Annotated in this window: 15 protein-coding genes; 1 reads left to right on the forward strand and 14 read right to left on the reverse strand. The window is 38.8% G+C overall.

Annotated elements, in window-relative coordinates; translation table 11 throughout:
* Positions 1-234 precede the first annotated feature (234 nt).
* From IGL31_RS08735 to IGL31_RS08750, 4 genes are all read right to left on the reverse strand, one after another.
* Complete coding sequence (locus IGL31_RS08735) at positions 235-1,083, reverse strand: MurR/RpiR family transcriptional regulator (protein WP_002287653.1); 849 nt, start codon at positions 1,081-1,083, stop codon at positions 235-237.
* A 225-nt stretch (positions 1,084-1,308) separates the two neighbouring features.
* Positions 1,309-3,249, reverse strand: a complete 1,941-nt coding sequence (gene thrS / locus IGL31_RS08740) for a threonine--tRNA ligase (protein ID WP_002287651.1) — start codon at positions 3,247-3,249, stop codon at positions 1,309-1,311.
* 336 nt (positions 3,250-3,585) lie between these two features.
* Positions 3,586-3,765 (reverse strand): 2-hydroxymuconate tautomerase, encoded by a 180-nt coding sequence (locus tag IGL31_RS08745; protein ID WP_002287649.1) that lies wholly within the window; start codon positions 3,763-3,765, stop codon positions 3,586-3,588.
* Positions 3,766-3,811: 46 nt separating this feature from the next.
* Positions 3,812-5,635 carry a heavy metal translocating P-type ATPase gene (locus IGL31_RS08750; RefSeq protein WP_086300169.1) on the reverse strand — a complete coding sequence of 608 codons (1,824 nt, stop codon included), beginning with the start codon at positions 5,633-5,635 and terminating at the stop codon, positions 3,812-3,814.
* A 277-nt stretch (positions 5,636-5,912) separates the two neighbouring features.
* Between IGL31_RS08750 and helD the strand changes: the two genes are divergently transcribed.
* On the forward strand, positions 5,913-8,192 hold the full coding sequence (gene helD / locus IGL31_RS08755) for an RNA polymerase recycling motor HelD (protein WP_086300170.1): 2,280 nt from the start codon (positions 5,913-5,915) through the stop codon (positions 8,190-8,192).
* A gap of 92 nt (positions 8,193-8,284) precedes the next feature.
* On the opposite strand, the gene IGL31_RS08760 is transcribed toward helD, so the two are convergent.
* The 10 genes from IGL31_RS08760 to IGL31_RS08805 form a co-directional block, all read right to left on the reverse strand.
* Positions 8,285-8,932 (reverse strand): hypothetical protein, encoded by a 648-nt coding sequence (locus tag IGL31_RS08760; protein WP_002319388.1) that lies wholly within the window; start codon positions 8,930-8,932, stop codon positions 8,285-8,287.
* 178 nt (positions 8,933-9,110) lie between these two features.
* Complete coding sequence (locus IGL31_RS08765; RefSeq protein WP_002287641.1) at positions 9,111-9,830, reverse strand: YebC/PmpR family DNA-binding transcriptional regulator; 720 nt, start codon at positions 9,828-9,830, stop codon at positions 9,111-9,113.
* A 130-nt stretch (positions 9,831-9,960) separates the two neighbouring features.
* Positions 9,961-11,112 carry a nucleotidyltransferase gene (locus IGL31_RS08770; protein WP_086300171.1) on the reverse strand — a complete coding sequence of 384 codons (1,152 nt, stop codon included), beginning with the start codon at positions 11,110-11,112 and terminating at the stop codon, positions 9,961-9,963.
* A 216-nt stretch (positions 11,113-11,328) separates the two neighbouring features.
* Positions 11,329-12,069: a class I SAM-dependent DNA methyltransferase gene (locus tag IGL31_RS08775; protein WP_002287639.1), complete on the reverse strand. Its 741-nt coding sequence runs from the start codon at positions 12,067-12,069 to the stop codon at positions 11,329-11,331.
* 3 nt (positions 12,070-12,072) lie between these two features.
* Positions 12,073-12,432 (reverse strand): ribosome silencing factor, encoded by a 360-nt coding sequence (rsfS, locus tag IGL31_RS08780; protein ID WP_077940756.1) that lies wholly within the window; start codon positions 12,430-12,432, stop codon positions 12,073-12,075.
* A 20-nt stretch (positions 12,433-12,452) separates the two neighbouring features.
* Positions 12,453-13,046, reverse strand: coding sequence for a bis(5'-nucleosyl)-tetraphosphatase (symmetrical) YqeK (gene yqeK / locus IGL31_RS08785; RefSeq protein WP_002287635.1), 594 nt, complete (start codon positions 13,044-13,046; stop codon positions 12,453-12,455).
* On the reverse strand, positions 13,030-13,680 hold the full coding sequence (locus tag IGL31_RS08790) for a nicotinate-nucleotide adenylyltransferase (RefSeq protein WP_002287632.1): 651 nt from the start codon (positions 13,678-13,680) through the stop codon (positions 13,030-13,032). Before IGL31_RS08790 ends, yqeK begins: the two co-directional genes overlap by 17 nt.
* 9 nt (positions 13,681-13,689) lie before the next feature.
* Positions 13,690-14,001, reverse strand: coding sequence for a ribosome assembly RNA-binding protein YhbY (yhbY, locus tag IGL31_RS08795; protein ID WP_002287630.1), 312 nt, complete (start codon positions 13,999-14,001; stop codon positions 13,690-13,692).
* 15 nt (positions 14,002-14,016) lie between these two features.
* Positions 14,017-15,126, reverse strand: a complete 1,110-nt coding sequence (yqeH, locus tag IGL31_RS08800) for a ribosome biogenesis GTPase YqeH (protein WP_002287628.1) — start codon at positions 15,124-15,126, stop codon at positions 14,017-14,019.
* Positions 15,123-15,650 carry a YqeG family HAD IIIA-type phosphatase gene (locus IGL31_RS08805; protein ID WP_002287626.1) on the reverse strand — a complete coding sequence of 176 codons (528 nt, stop codon included), beginning with the start codon at positions 15,648-15,650 and terminating at the stop codon, positions 15,123-15,125. The genes yqeH and IGL31_RS08805 overlap by 4 nt, the downstream gene beginning before the upstream one ends.
* Positions 15,651-15,794: the final 144 nt, after the last annotated feature.

Genomic DNA, 15,794 nt, shown 5'->3' on the forward strand with positions numbered 1-15,794 from the left:
AAAAGAAAAAATGGGCGGAGCAAGAAATTCTTTACCTAATTTCAAGATAAAATCAACTTTTTGTTTCACAGCAATCACTTAAAGTTACATATCCAACTATTTTTTTCATTAAAAAATAAACTTATTTTTGAAAATTATGTTTTCTTAAGTCGTGAAACACTTTGATGGATCATTTATTTGTGGAAAACTACGTTTTGTTATTCTAAAAAACTTATATAAAAAATAGTAAGGTTTTTATTTCGAATCCATAAAATATTCTTGGATTGCTTCTCGTGTTTTTTTCACTTTTTCGCTAAGCTTTTCGTTTTTAGCCATATAGAAATAAAAAATGATATCGATCGTAGCAAATTGGGCCAAAAGTGAATTAGTTGCCGCACTTCGATTCGTGATTTCTTTTGGTCTAGATGTTTGTACGAGTACATCGGCTATCTTGCTAAGCGGGTTATTTCCAAATTGCGTCAACGCAATGATTTCGATATTCATGCTTTTCGCCAGCTCGGCTAATGCGACTACATCTGCACTTCTACCTGAGTTTGAAACAAGCCAAAGCACTTTCTTTTTCTCATTGCTGACAAGTTGCGGGAGCAAGACGTGGATATCTTTTTCAAAAATGATTGGCTTACCGACACGAGACCATTTTTGCAGAATATCTTCTACTACTAAAGAAGAGGCGCCAACCCCATATAAAAAAACAGTCTCTGCCGATTCCAAACACTCTACGACTTTTTGGATCGTTTCTTCTTCTAGAATATCTACTGTTTCTTTTATCGCTACTTGTGCATTGTTACCAAGTTTGTTTTTGATAGAGTAAAAGGACTCATTTGCTTCTATATCACTAAAACCTTCATCGATTCCAGTCTGTAGTTCTGTTGAAATCGTGATTTTGAAGTCCGTCAGACTTTGAAAACCGATTTTTTTGGAAAAACGTACAACTGTCGGCGCACTCAACCCGGAAGCTTCTGCTAATTCATTAGCTGTCATTGTAGGGACCTTCTCAATATTACCGATAATGTAGTTGGCCAACTTTTTTTCTGCTGAAGAATAATCTTCCATCATACTTTCAATACGACTAATTACGCTCATAAGTTCCTCCACCCTTTTAATGATAGTCTATGTAAGTATACCATATCAGACCCTTATTCACGGTCGTATACTGGATAAAAAAACAAAAAAAACAATCCGCCCAACAGAATATCTTATCCTATCAATCCCACAGATTCTATTGAGCATCTGTGTCTTTGAGGAATACCTGTTATCTATTGTTCGGATTGTTTTCTATCTACTACTTTTTTACAGGAAATTTACCTATTAGTTTTCTCTGCTGTAATTTTTGACTTCTGCTTCCATAGCATCAATAAAGATATTCAAATCTTCTACAGCTGTTTCTTTACTTCCATAACGACGTACGTTCACTGTTGCATCTTCCAATTCCTTGTCTCCAACAACCAATTGGTAAGGGATCTTTTGTGTTTGAGAGGCACGTATCTTATAGCCCATTTTTTCATTACGATCATCAACTTCTACACGCAACCCCTTCATTTGCAAACGTTCTTTGATTTCATAAGCATAATCGCCATGTGCATCAACAGAAACAGGGATGATTGTTGCTTGTATAGGTGCCAACCATGTTGGAAAAGCGCCTTTGTATACTTCTGTTAAATAAGCAACAAAACGTTCCATTGTAGAAACGATTCCGCGGTGGATAACTACTGGACGATGCGTATTTTCCCCGTCTTCTCCAACATATGTCAAATCAAAGCGCTCTGGCAATAAGAAGTCTAATTGTATAGTTGATAATGTTTCTTCTGTACCAAGAGCTGTTTTGACTTGAACATCTAGTTTTGGTCCGTAAAAGGCTGCCTCGCCTTCTGCTTCAAAGTAATCTAGTTCTAATTCATCCATAGCGGCTTTCAGCATTGCTTGGGCTTTTTCCCACATTGCGTCATCATCAAAATATTTATCTGTATTGTTTGGATCGCGATAGCTCAAGCGGAAACGATAATCTGTAATATTGAAGTCAGCATATACTGCCACCATCAATTCAAGCGTACGTTTAAATTCATCTTTGATTTGATCAGGACGAACAAATGTATGACCATCATTCAACGTCATTTCTCGTACACGTTGTAAACCTGACAAAGCACCTGATTTTTCATAGCGATGCATCATTCCTAATTCAGCGATACGAATTGGTAATTCACGATAAGAATGGATCGTGTTTTTGTAGACCATCATGTGATGAGGGCAGTTCATTGGACGAAGAACAAGCATTTCGCCATCTCCCATATCCATTGGCGGGAACATGTCTTCTTGATAATGATCCCAGTGTCCAGATGTTTTGTACAACTCAACATCTCCCATTATTGGTGTATATACATGTTGGTAACCTAGACTAACTTCTTTGTCTACGATATAACGTTCGATCGTGCGTCGGATTGTTGCCCCTTTTGGAAGCCAGAATGGCAAACCAGAACCTACTTCTGGGGAAACCATGAACAAGTCAAGTTCTTTTCCTAGTTTACGATGGTCTCTTTCTTTTGCTTCTTCACGGAGACGGATATATTCTTTCAAAGCTTTCTTGTCAAAAAAGGCTGTCCCGTATACACGTTGCATCATTTGATTGTTTGAGTTTCCACGCCAATAAGCACCTGCCACTGATAATAATTTAAATACTTGTATACGGCCAGTGGATGGAACATGTGGTCCACGACACAAATCGATGAATTCGCCTTGTTGATAAGCAGTAATCACTTCTTCTTCTGGCAATTCACTAATCAGTTCTACTTTGTACGGATCACTTGCAAAAATTTCTAATGCTTCCTGTTTTGAAAGAACACGGCGTTCGATTGGCAGATTTTCTTTGACGATTTTCATCATTTCTGCTTCGATTGCCGGCAAATCTTCTGCAGTTACTTGGTTTTGTCCATTATCTGTATCGTAGTAAAACCCTGAATCGATAGCTGGTCCAACGCCAAAGTGGATATTTGGATAGAGGCGACGCATGGCTTGGGCCATCAAATGAGCTGCTGAATGACGGACTAAGCCAAGTGCATCTTCATGGTCTGGTGTGATGATCTCAATACTTGCATCTTCCTCGATTGGACGAGTCAAATCAACGAGTTTTCCGTTCACTTTACCAGCTAAAGCTTTTTTTGCTAAGCTTTTTGAAATGCTTTCAGCAATTGCCAATGTTGTTGTTCCAGACTCAAATTCTTTGACTGCACCATCTGGAAAAGTAATTTTTATCATAATAGTTTCCTCCTTGAAATGTTTTGATTGATCAGATCATCAAGCTGAAAAACAAAAAAATCCTAGCATCTCTTGAAAAGAGATACTAGGACGAAAAGTTCGTGGTTCCACCTAATGTTCAAACGCAAATGCGTTCCTCAAGCGTTGTAACGGTCCGACCGCCCTTGCTTCAACAAGGGTTTCGAAAGTGGTCATCCTTTGGTTTTCTCCTGGAAAAGTTTCAGCCTAGCTTTTCCTCTCTTATCGAAGACTCTCAAATTCAGTTGGCTTTCTCATCAATCAATTATGTGTTTATTTAACCACTAATAAATAGAAAAATCAAGTGGGAAACTAAACTTATTTTTTCCATTCCCCATTTACACCGTATGTTCCTTTTTTCATCTCATTGATGATGACATGGATGTGTTCTTTTGGTGCCTGCGTGTTTTTATGAACAGCTTCCGTGATATCTTTCATCATATTTTCTAATTGTTCCGGACTGCGACCTTCTACTAATTCGACATGTACGAATGGCATAATGCTCTCTCCTCTTTCTGATCGTTCTTTTTTCAACTCGATTCTATCATACTATGTTTGTCTTGGGTACTGAATCAGGAAAAATGGCTGGATCTTTTTTTGCTCTCAAGGCACTCAAAATAGAGACCGTATCCACGACTTCTTGCAAAACAGCTCCGAATAATGCGGGAATTAGTCCCGTACTTGCAATTAACATCAAAAAAATACAAATAAAGATGCCAATCAGTACAGACTGTTTCGCTATTCTCATCGTATCTCTTGAAATCACTACTGCTTTTGCTACACGCAAGAGATCATCTTTCAAGATGACCGCATCTGCACTTTCACTAGCAGCTGTAGAACCATGAGCTCCCATTGCAATGCCGATATCTGCAGCAGCAAGTGCTGGTGCGTCATTCACGCCGTCTCCTACCATCGCAACAGGTCTTTGATCTTTAGGGATACTTTCTAAAATGGTCAGTTTATCTTGAGGCAAGCTACGGGCATGTACAGAATCTAATTGGACTTTTTCTGCAATCGTTTGAGCAATGGCAGATCCATCCCCGGTGATCATCATCAAATTTTTCACATCAAGTTTTCTTAGCTCCTTGATTGTCTTTGCTGCTTCTGGGCGAATCTGATCCGAAAATAGGATCGTTCCTGCAAAAGATCGATCAATTGTTACATAAATTGCTGTATTGGACGTTTCTATTTCTTCAGCTGAAACAAAAGAGGCACGTCCAATCTTTACTTCATGATTATTGACTACTGCTTGGATTCCTTGACCGGTCATTTCTTTCAGTTGACTAACAGGATACAGTTGGCTGTTTTTCACGTTGTTCACTAACGAACGAGCTAAGATATGGCTAGATTCCTGTTCTGCACTAGCTGCATACAGAAGTAGCTCTTCTTTTTTTATTCCATTGACTGGCTGAATCGCCTCTACTTCCAATATCCCTTTGGTAAGCGTTCCTGTTTTATCAAAAGCAATCGTTTTTGTACGTGCGAGCTTTTCAATCGTTGTTCCAGTTTTTACAACGATCCCGTTTTTACTTGAACGGCTCATTCCTGCAACTAAAGCAATGGGCGCAGCTAGAATCAGTGGACAAGGTGATGCCACTACCAGTACCTCAGCAAATCGTAAAGGGTCTTTTGAGAACCACCAAGAAATACCACCGATCAAATAAGCAATCAACGTGAAAGGGACTGCATAACGATCAGCTAAACGGACAAATCGGGCAGGCTTTTCTTTTGATTCTTCGACTAGTTTAATAATCATTTGATACTGGCTGTCTGCGGCACGTTTTTCAGCGATCATTTGGATCGATCCGTCTCCATTTAAAGACCCTGACATAATCTGATCTCCAGGTTTCTTGGTTTCCGAGCGGGACTCACCTGTCAAAGAAGATTCATCGACCGAAGATTCTCCTTTGGTCACTCGACCATCTGCGGGTACAAGTTCGCCAGGCTTGACTAGTAACTGGTCATCAATATTTATTTCATCGATTACTATATCCTGCAATTTTCCTTCTTTGAATCGATGGGCAATTCTTGGGGTGTTATCTAACAAAGACTGCAGTTCTTTACCCGCTCGTTTATTCGCGTAATCCTCTAGACTATCTCCGCCCGTAAGCATGATCAATATCATCAAACTAGCCCAGTATTCTTTGACGGCTAATGTTGCAAGGATTGCGGTAATCGCTAATACATCTACGCCATATCTTCCTGAACGTAACGTCTTGATCATTTCCAAAAACATCAAGAAGGCGAGAATCCCTCCAGTAAATGCGACAATCGCAAATGCAAGGGCCGGCTGGTGAAAAACAAATTCACTTAATAAAGCTATCCCACCAATAAGCAAAGTAAGTAAAAATTTTTTGAAATGTGTCATTGTTTTTTCTCCTCTTTTATGTGACTTAGAGAGGTTAGTAATAAATTTCCAGCTGCCTCTTTCATCTTAAGCATAGTCCTTGACTAGCACTTTTTAAAACAATAGGCCTTAATTGAAAACAACTATCACTATCAGCGTTTCCAAAATTCATCAGTTCTACAAACAAAAATATTCAGCAAGGATTACTTTTTCGATTCATCAGTTAAAAAGTACCTTTTTTCGAAAAACTATGCTATACTTTTAATTCGTTATTTACGGCGGAAGGAGCAAACATGCGATGAATGAGAAACAACTAGAACAAACGCACGTGGATGAAACGATCGAACTAATCCAGATCGAACAAAATATGCTGGATACAAAACAACAAGAATTGACTCAGGAAATGAATCATTCGACAAAAGACACAGCTAATCACAAGATTCGAGCTGGTTCCAATGAAGCTTTTTATGAATCTGCTGTTGAATATCGCCAACATGAGCAGGAATTGCTTTTGAAATACCATACTCTTGAAGCACAGCAAAAACGCCTGCAAACGTTGTCTGTCATGAAAGATAGTCCTTATTTTGCCCGTATCGACTTTAAAGAAGACCGTGAAACAGAAACATTATATCTAGGTATCGCTTCTTTAAGAGATATGGCAGAAGAAACAATCGTTATTGACTGGCGCGCACCAATTGCCAATCTTTATTATGAAGGTGAGATTGGTCCCGCATTTTATGAAACTGAAACAGATAGAATAGATGTCGATCTGCAGTTGAAACGACAATTTAAAATCCAAGAAGGACGTATTTTATCTATGGTAGATACGTCGGAAGTAATCAATGATGACTTTTTGCTAGAGATATTGGATGAATCATCAAGCAACCATATGAAAAACATCGTCTCTACGATACAAAAAGCACAAAATGCAATCATTCGGGACACAACAAGTAAAGTAATGCTGATTGAAGGAATCGCCGGAAGTGGAAAGACATCCGCTTTGCTTCAACGTATTGCTTTTCTGTTGTATCATAATCGCAAGTGGCTCGAGGCTGAAAACGTTCTTCTATTTTCACCCAACCATTTGTTTTCTGATTACATCTCGACTGTATTGCCTTCATTAGGTGAAAGTGGCGTGCCTACACAGACATTCAAAAATTATTTGGTGCAGCTGCTGCCAGAGTTTTCTTTACTAGATGAACAGCAACAAGAAAGTGGGTTTTTGCTAGGGGAAAAAGATCCGATACAAGTGATGAAAAGCGGATTGACCTTAGTCGATCAGATTGATCGCTATATCCAAGGCATCACAAACTACGGTCCCTTGTTCCGTGATATGAAAATAAATGGCCGTACGATCCTATCAAAGGAATCGATTCGCCAATGGTATAAAGAAACAAATGAACAATTACCTTTACATCATAGACTCTCTCTATTACAAACGAAGCTCCTGAAAAAATTAGGCGGTCTGCAAAAAGACGAAACACGTCAGCAATGGGTCAAAGATCTGGCGGAAGAACAGCTCCAAGAACTATACGCAACAGATCCTAATCTTGAATATACAGAACAAAAGGAGCGTTCATTACGTAAAAAACTGGCCAACCAAATCGTACGTAAAAGATTCCGTCGAATCCATCGAGGGATCATGAATTATCAATTTGTCAATATAACGAAACAATATCTCCACTTTCTACAAACTGTGCCACTTTCTCTTCTAACACGACATAAAATCAGCGAGACCAGATGGCAGGAACATTTGACAACTGTTCGTACACACTTGCGTCAAAGAGAAGTGAGTCAAGAGGATGCTGTACTATTCTTTTTACTGATGCGCCGAACATATCCAGTGACGGTTACACACAAAGCTCGCTATATCTTTATTGATGAAATGCAGGATTTCGCACCATCACAAGTGGCATTGCTGCAAGCCTTGTTCCCAAAAGCAAATTTGACTTTCTGTGGAGATCTAAATCAAAATGTCTTTGGAAATGAAACGATCGTTGGATCATTGGAAGACCTTTTCGTGGACCGTGAAGTCACTCGTTTCCAATTAACGACAAGCTATCGCTCCACAAAAGAAATCACTGATTTTGCTAATCATTTTATTGTGAAAGAACATCAAGTAGAAACAACAGCAAGAAAAGGAGACCTTCCTTTGCTCATCCAAGGAACAACAGATGATATCAAATTGAATTGGTTAGCAGATACCATTCGAATGACTCAGGGAAAAGCCCGGTATTGGCGTACAGCAATCATAGCTAAAACCCAAGAAGAATGCGAAGCTCTTTATGCTCAACTGCCAGACGAGTTGAAACAACAAGTCCAGCTGATTTTAAATGAGAGTGACTTTATGAAGCGTTCCATTATTTTACTTCCAGCCTTTTTAGCAAAAGGTCTGGAGTTTGACCGAGTTTTCTTGTGGGATGTAGATGCAGAACATTTTTCTTCTCAGCAAGACAAATTGATCCTTTACACCATGTGTACACGTGCGATGCATGAATTGACCCTTTTTACCTCCAATAATGAAAGTCCTTTGTTAAACAATATGGATATTTCATCTTATGAGAAAAAAGTACTGTAAGTAAAAAGACAACTGCTATCATTAATGTTAGCAGTTGTCTTTTTATTTACAATAATAATTGCAGAAAAAGTAATTCAATCATTTAAGGTCATTTATTCTATATATAAATCCAAATCTGTTTCAGGATATTTTAATTTGACAAGCGAAATAATCATTTTCAGTTCTTCCATGTTTTCTGGATATTCTGGGTCAAATACCTTGCTATGACGGCCAATCCCGCCATTGTCGATCAATCGGTAAATTCGATTCCATTCAATGAACTGGTCAATTGATTGGAAATTGCTGATTGGATAGCCGCCACAATCCAAAATCTCTGATACACGAAATGCTAGGTATGCACTATCGATCACTTTATTTTTTTTCGTGTCTATCTTCTCATTTCTTTCGATAAGAATTTTTTCAGGACGATGCTTCAAGCTCCACTCTAATAGTAGAAAGAAAGCCTCCATCCGATACTCTTCTTCAAATAACCGAAAGGCTGAATCAGAACGACGAAAAAGCAGCGGAATCAAATATTTTTGTCTATAAATCAGCATTGGTGCGCGGTCCACCATACACTCTAAATAACGGTTCAGATACCCTGTACCGACATAGTTTCCTAATCGATAGCCTTCAACGCCGAATCTTGCGTATTTTTGCGCTAATTTTGAACAATCAGTTACGTTCACAGCTAACTCTTCTACTTTGCGGTAACCGCTTAAGATACGTTCAAAAGGTTCTAAAGTGATTTTTGCTTCCATATTCTTCCCCGTCCATCTTCCACATACTTCATATCATTTCACATGATACTTATGCTCTCATCATACCACAGGTTGAATTAGAAAAGAAAATAAATCACACAAAAAAGCAAGACAATCTGTTAGTGAGATTGTCTTGCTTTTCGAAAAAGACTGAATACTTTTCGTTAAAACTGGTTGCTTAGTCTTCTAATGCCACATTATGGAACACATGCTGTACATCTTCTAGATCTTCCAGTGCATCAATCATTTTTTCAAATGTTTCTTGATCTTCTGGAGATAGTGTTACCTCGTTTTGAGGGATCATTTGGATCTCAGCGATTGAAAAATCAGTGATTCCTTTTTCTTTTAATGCTTCTTGTATACTATGGAAATCCGCTACTTCACCGTAAACGATGATTTGTCCTTCTTCTTCCATTACATCGCGAACATCGATGTCTTTTTCCATTAGGTATTCAAGGATCTCGTCAGCGTCTTCTCCTGCAAAAGCAAAGATTGCTGTATTGTCAAACATGTAAGAAACCGCTCCGGAAACACCCATGTTCCCGCCATTTTTCCCAAATGCTGCCCGTACGTCTGCTGCTGTTCGATTCACATTGTTCGTCAATGTATCAACAATCACCATTGAGCCGCTTGGTCCAAATCCTTCATAGCGCAATTCAGAGTATGTTTCATCTCCTGCACCTTTTGCTTTTTCGATTGCTCGGTCAATAATATGTTTTGGTACATTATAAGTTTTAGCGCGATCAATGACGAAACGTAGTTTTTGGTTTGCATGCGGATCAGGATCACCTGATTTTGCTGCCGCGTAGATTTCAATCCCAAATTTTGCATAAATCCGGCTATTATTAGCATCTTTAGCAGTTTTCTTTGCTACGATATTTGCCCATTTACGTCCCATATTTTCACTTCGCTTTCTGATTTGATAGTTTCATAACGCAAAAACGTCCTGTTCCATTATACTTGTGAATCACGATTCTGTGAAGCTTTTTTTCTTTCTTCCTTCATTCTTCTCATTTTTAGTCAATTATCTATACTCGGATTGGGATTTGCCCGAAATTCTGTTCCGGAATATTGCCTCCCAATTGATAGATTTGATCACTTCTAACTAATAGTTCCGCTTCTTGTGCCTCTTTTTTTCCGATTCGGGAATAAATAGAAATCTCTTTTTTTTCTTTTAAGAATCTTCTTCCAGCATCGGTAAATCCAAGTAGTCGAAGATAATTTTTATTTTGTTGGACAGGAATGTCTTGCTTTTTGATATTCAGCAAGACATAACAAGATAATCGTTGGATCCGTGTCCATGTATATCTTTTTGTTTTTACCTTTGACACAAAATCCTCAAAACTATCAGCAGTTGCAGCTGCTGTTTTCATGCGCGATTCTATTCCTTCGGTCATCTGATAGATATCTGTCAGTTCCAGCAAAGTAGAAGATAACAACCGATAACGCAAATACGGCCAATAAGATTCCCAAGTCTGCAGCGAACAAGTTGAAAGATCTTCTTCTGTCTGAGGCGGCACAAGTCCAGCTATTCTTTTTCCTTCTTCTAACGCATGGCGAATGGCTGTTGCACTGGCTATCCTCTGATCTGTGATGATTTTTTCATGATAGCCTGCACTTTTACGTCGGATCGGATGTAATTCCATAGTGTGGACATACTTGGCATTTTCCTTTGCATAACTTAATCCCAAGATATGATTTGGCGAAGAAAAATCAAGCGTAATATCGGGATACAGACTGCGAAAAACCTCAGTCATTTTTTGCGGATAACTATACGTTTGATCAGACAGTTCTTGAAATGCCTCTTCTATCCTATCTTGATTCTCTTGGACAAAGCGTCCGAAACTGCTGTAATCAAACGAAGTCTCTTCTTCTGTTCCAAAACACAAACTGTCACAGTCCAGTGTTTGCAAGATTTTTACTGCACCTTTAGCAAAATAGTCAGCTGACTGAACCGCCCATTCGACGGGAAGCTCCACTACTAAATCCACACCATTTTGTAAAGCTTCATTCGCGCGATGCCATTTATCGATGATAGCCGGTTCGCCTCGTTGCAAAAAATTCCCGCTCATTACAGCAATGACGACCTCTGCTCCTGTTGTTTTTCGTGCCATTTCCACATGATAGCGATGTCCATTGTGAAAAGGATTGTACTCTACGATAATCCCGCAGCTTTTCATGCGCATCCTCCTTCATAGTTATCGATAAAAAAGAAATAGAGACAAGTAAAAAAAGGCAAAAATCGGAAAAAATACCCGAACTATATAAACTATTCTCGCAAACACAATACTTCTGCGACGAAAAGCTGCACTGCAAGAGCAATGCCTATATCGTTCGGATATATAATTTATGTTGAAGATTTATTCTTTTCTTGTTAACTCGAGCAGGCAAAACCGCTAGTCTTTGTATGCTACAAAGAACCAGCGCTTTGATTTCTCTGATGCTGCTTCGTCTGTAAAATCAGAAAATGCTTCGACTTTCGAAAAGCCGCTGTTTTCCAGCATTCTTAAATAACTTTCCAATGGATAGGTACGCTCTTGATGTAGTTCATCTTCACGAATAAATCGACCAGACCCTTCTTGTTCTTCAACGAAAAAGGTAAGAAAATGTTCGATGCTGTGTTTCTCGCTTCCTGGATAACTATCCCACAAAAAAGCAAAATTATCCCCTTGATAATGATAGCTATATTCTGGAAAAACTTCATCTACTTGATAGGTGGAGTGTACGTCAAATAAAAATCGGCCATTTTCTTCTAACGCTTGATAGACTTCATCAAACACTTGCTGTACCTCTTGTCTATTTTTCATATAGCACAGCGAATCAGAAAAACAGGTAATTGCCTGATATTGTCCGATTTCTGATAAATCGAGCATATTGCCTTCCACAAATTGGATCGATGCGTCTTCTTCATATGCTCGCTGGCTGGCAATCATCAACATCTCTTCTGAAAGGTCTAACCCTGTCACTTTATATCCATCTTTTGCAAAGGCAACCGCTAATGCTCCAGTACCGCATGCCAGTTCCAAAATATTTTTTGTGTCTTCTTGTAAATGACGTTTCGAAAAAGCTAGCCATTGCTGATAAAGTGTTTCGTCCATCACTTCATCGTAAATGAAAGCAAATGTTTCATAAGCCATATGTTAATCCAACCATTCACTAAGATCGACTAGCGGAGCATCTGACCATAGTTTTTCCAGATTATAGAAACTTCGTTCTGGTGCATGGAAAACATGTACGATCACATCTCCAAGATCGATCAATACCCATTTTCCGCCTTCTTTTCCTTCAATACGTTTTACTTCATATTTGTTTTCTTCTTCTTTATCAATGATTTCTTCTGTAATTGCGTTGATTTGACGTTCGCTATTTGCTGAACAGATCATGAAATAATCTGCCAACAAGGAAACATTTCGAACGTCTAAAGCGATAATGTCTTCTGCCCGTTTTGAATCTGCTGCTTCAACCGCAATTTTTAATTGTTCTTTACTATCTATGATGATTTCCTCCTAATATGAGCAGCTTATTTTTTTGCTACCCAGTAATTATATGTTTCGATTGTTTTTGGATAAATCTGTTGTTCTTGCGCAAGCAAATGGGCCAATGTATGTTTTGTTTCAAATGCTACAGCTTCGTCTAGATCAGCCCATGCAATGGCTCGTGCATCTTGTACCCCAGGAAAATCTCGACCTGGTTCAATATAGTCTGCTACATAAATGATTTTGTCAAGGAGACTCATCTTAGCAGCCCCAGTCGTATGCACCCGGATTGCATGAAGAATCTCTGCATCGGTGATTCCTAATTCCCGCTCTACAAACGAAGCGCCAACAAGACCATGCCAGATTGCATTATTATAATTCAATAACTCTGGATCAAAACCGTCTCTTACGATTACCATTTTGAACTCCTCATCTGGTCGTTCTTTTGCATAATCATGTGTCAATGCAGCAATACTAGCTTTTTCAGGAGAAGCACCGTATTTTTTGGCAAGAGCCACGGCTGTTTCTTCTACTCCAAGCACATGCTTGAAGCGTTGTTCGCTCATTCTCATCTGTATTTTTTGCATCAGGTTTTCTCTAGAATAAGCAGTATATTCATTACTATAGTCCATATTCATACAACCCTTCATTTTGAATATAATCAATTACTTTATCTGGAACAAGGTAGCGGATAGAACAGCCTTCTTTGATCTTTTGACGTATTTTCGTGGAACTGATGTCGATCTCAGGTACATCTACCCAAATTACAGGATATGGAGTATCCGTTGTGTATCCTGGTCGACGTATACCCACAAAGTTGACCATAGAAGTCAGCTCATCGATTTTATACCATTTTGGCAAATATTCTACCATATCCCCACCGATAATAAAGTAATAATCTGTATCCGGATTGTTTTGCGTCAATTCCTTCATAGTATCATAGGTGTAACTTTTCCCACCACGAGCTAATTCAATCGTTTCAATCTGCAAAAAAGGATTGTCTTCCACAGCTAATTCCAACATGTTGAGTCGATGTTTTGCATCAATCGTCTGTTTCTCATCAACATGAGGTGGCTGATAAGAAGGCATCAAAAATACGCGGTCAAGACCTAAATTCCGGCCAGCTTGTTCAGCCATCACTAAATGTGCAAGGTGAACGGGATTGAATGTTCCGCCCAAGATCCCTACTTGCTTTTTCTTCTCTAAGAATTGAGGCATTTCTTCAGGAAATAATTGTGAACGAACAAATGTCTTAGCTTGCGTATTCATCATGGTCACTCCTTATATTGCTTTTACTTCTTTTGATAGCCTTTGATACTTTTCTTTTGTGGAAGGTTTGTATAATACAATAACACGTCCAATGATTTGGACGATTTCGCAATCTATTTCTTTTTCTAATACTTGAGCTGCTTCTTCTGCAATCTCATCTGTATTTTGAAGTAACGATACTTTGATCAGTTCTCTTTTTTCTAAAGCTTCTTCAATTTGAACGATCATTGCTGAATTGATCCCACCTTTTCCGATTTGAAAAATCGGCTGAAGATGATGCGCTTTGCTACGTAAAAAACGCTTTTGTTTTCCTCTTAAACTCATAATTTTCCTTCTTCCTTAAATCAATGCTTTGCGTTTCAATACATCTACACCCTTTGGCGCCCAGCCCGCAATTACTACTGGCGCTGTTACAGTGATCCAGCCTAGACCGGCAAAAACGATGTCTGTTTTTTCTTTCACAGAAAACTCAAAACGAACAAGCTCCGGAAATGCCTCGACTTCATCAGGACGAGGAGGCTGTAATAATCCACCTACATGTTTTTGATAAAATTCGTCTGCTTTTTCCAGTTTCGTTCGATGAATATTTACATCATTTGACACATAAGCAATAAATGAAGCACGATTGCCGCTGATAAAATCAAATCTTGCAAGTCCGCCCAAGAAAAGTGTTTGCCCTTCATTCAGCTGATAAACTTTAGGTTTGATTTCTTTTAACGGTGCAATGATCCGCAAATCTTTTTTACCTAAGTAGTGCGCCATTTGATGGCGATGGATAATTCCCGGTGTATCAATCAAAAAATGCCCGTCATCTAAAGGAATCTCGATTTTATCCAAGGTCGTTCCTGGAAACTGCGAAGTTGTGATTACATCTTGTACTCCCGCTGTATTTTTGATGATTTGATTGATAAGCGTCGATTTTCCGACATTTGTTACTCCGACGATATAGACATCCCGTCCATCGCGGTATTCTTCGATTTTTTCTAATAGTTCCGTCATCTCATGAGATTTCTTAGCACTAGTTAATAATACATCTACTGGACGAATTCCTGCTTCGTAAGCACGTTCCTTCATCCATTGTGTTAATTTAGTTTTTTTCAATGATTTAGGTAATATATCCACTTTGTTCCCAACTAAAAGTACTGGATTGTCACCGACAAAACGGTGTAGTCCTGGGATTAGTGAACCATTGAAGTCAAAAATATCCACCACATTGACGATCAATGCATCTTTTTGCCCTAATTCATTCAGTAAGCGCAAAAAGTCGTCATCCGTCAATGAGACATCTTGGATCTCATTATAATGGCGTAATCTGAAACAACGCTGACAATAGACTTCCCCGGAAGCTAAACCTTTTTCCAAAGCCGTTTGCGGCGTGTATCCTAATTCACCGGGTTTGTTTGTTTGTATAACGGCACCACAGCCGATACATTGTAATTCTTCTGTCATTCGATTCCACCTCGCCAGCCCATATCAGGGTGTTTTGCTAATAGATAGGCCATAATTCTTTTTTCCCAAAAACGATTAAATTGTGTCTTCCAACTATCTGTTGCGATAATGGGTTTTACAAGGATGCTACGTATCCCTGCACGATTGGCTCCACGTATATCAGTCATAATCTGATCGCCTACCATTACTATCTCATCATCTGCTAAATCCAATTGTTTCTTTGCTATGTTGATCCCTCTTGCTAAAGGTTTCATTGCTCGTGCAACATACAAAAGATCAAATTTTTCAATCGCTCGCGCGACACGTTTTGAATTATTGTTTGAAACAACAACAACAGGGATTCCTGCATTTTTCATTTCTAAAATCCAAGTAAGCAACTCTTCTGTTCCATCTGGATTATTCCATGCAATCAACGTATTGTCTAAATCGGTCAATACTGCTTTGATGCCTAGATTCTTTAATTGGGCAGGTGTAATCTGATAGATGGCTTCTACCATCCATGTTGGTTTGTAATTTGAAAACATGCTGTCTCCTCATCTGCAAAAAATGAAGGAGCACATAAAGTACTCCTCAACCCCGTATTATACTGCATATCAGCAAAAAAAACTACCTCTATACTCGTTCGTCTTTCAGAAAAAGCATTTCTTTACAAAATGATCAAAAATAAA

Source organism: Enterococcus sp. MSG3290, from assembly GCF_050555565.1.
Lineage (GTDB): Bacteria > Bacillota > Bacilli > Lactobacillales > Enterococcaceae > Enterococcus_B > Enterococcus_B faecium.

Coding starts and splice junctions, on each gene's coding strand:
- IGL31_RS08735 (WP_002287653.1), bottom strand. CDS start 1,083: ATGAGCGTAATTAGTCGTATTGAAAGTATGATGGAAGATTATTCTTCA.
- thrS (WP_002287651.1), bottom strand. CDS start 3,249: ATGATAAAAATTACTTTTCCAGATGGTGCAGTCAAAGAATTTGAGTCT.
- IGL31_RS08745 (WP_002287649.1), bottom strand. CDS start 3,765: ATGCCATTCGTACATGTCGAATTAGTAGAAGGTCGCAGTCCGGAACAA.
- IGL31_RS08750 (WP_086300169.1), bottom strand. CDS start 5,635: ATGACACATTTCAAAAAATTTTTACTTACTTTGCTTATTGGTGGGATA.
- helD (WP_086300170.1), top strand. CDS start 5,913: ATGAATGAGAAACAACTAGAACAAACGCACGTGGATGAAACGATCGAA.
- IGL31_RS08760 (WP_002319388.1), bottom strand. CDS start 8,932: ATGGAAGCAAAAATCACTTTAGAACCTTTTGAACGTATCTTAAGCGGT.
- IGL31_RS08765 (WP_002287641.1), bottom strand. CDS start 9,830: ATGGGACGTAAATGGGCAAATATCGTAGCAAAGAAAACTGCTAAAGAT.
- IGL31_RS08770 (WP_086300171.1), bottom strand. CDS start 11,112: ATGAAAAGCTGCGGGATTATCGTAGAGTACAATCCTTTTCACAATGGA.
- IGL31_RS08775 (WP_002287639.1), bottom strand. CDS start 12,069: ATGGCTTATGAAACATTTGCTTTCATTTACGATGAAGTGATGGACGAA.
- yqeK (WP_002287635.1), bottom strand. CDS start 13,046: ATGAATATGGACTATAGTAATGAATATACTGCTTATTCTAGAGAAAAC.
- IGL31_RS08790 (WP_002287632.1), bottom strand. CDS start 13,680: ATGATGAATACGCAAGCTAAGACATTTGTTCGTTCACAATTATTTCCT.
- yhbY (WP_002287630.1), bottom strand. CDS start 14,001: ATGAGTTTAAGAGGAAAACAAAAGCGTTTTTTACGTAGCAAAGCGCAT.
- yqeH (WP_002287628.1), bottom strand. CDS start 15,126: ATGACAGAAGAATTACAATGTATCGGCTGTGGTGCCGTTATACAAACA.
- IGL31_RS08805 (WP_002287626.1), bottom strand. CDS start 15,650: ATGTTTTCAAATTACAAACCAACATGGATGGTAGAAGCCATCTATCAG.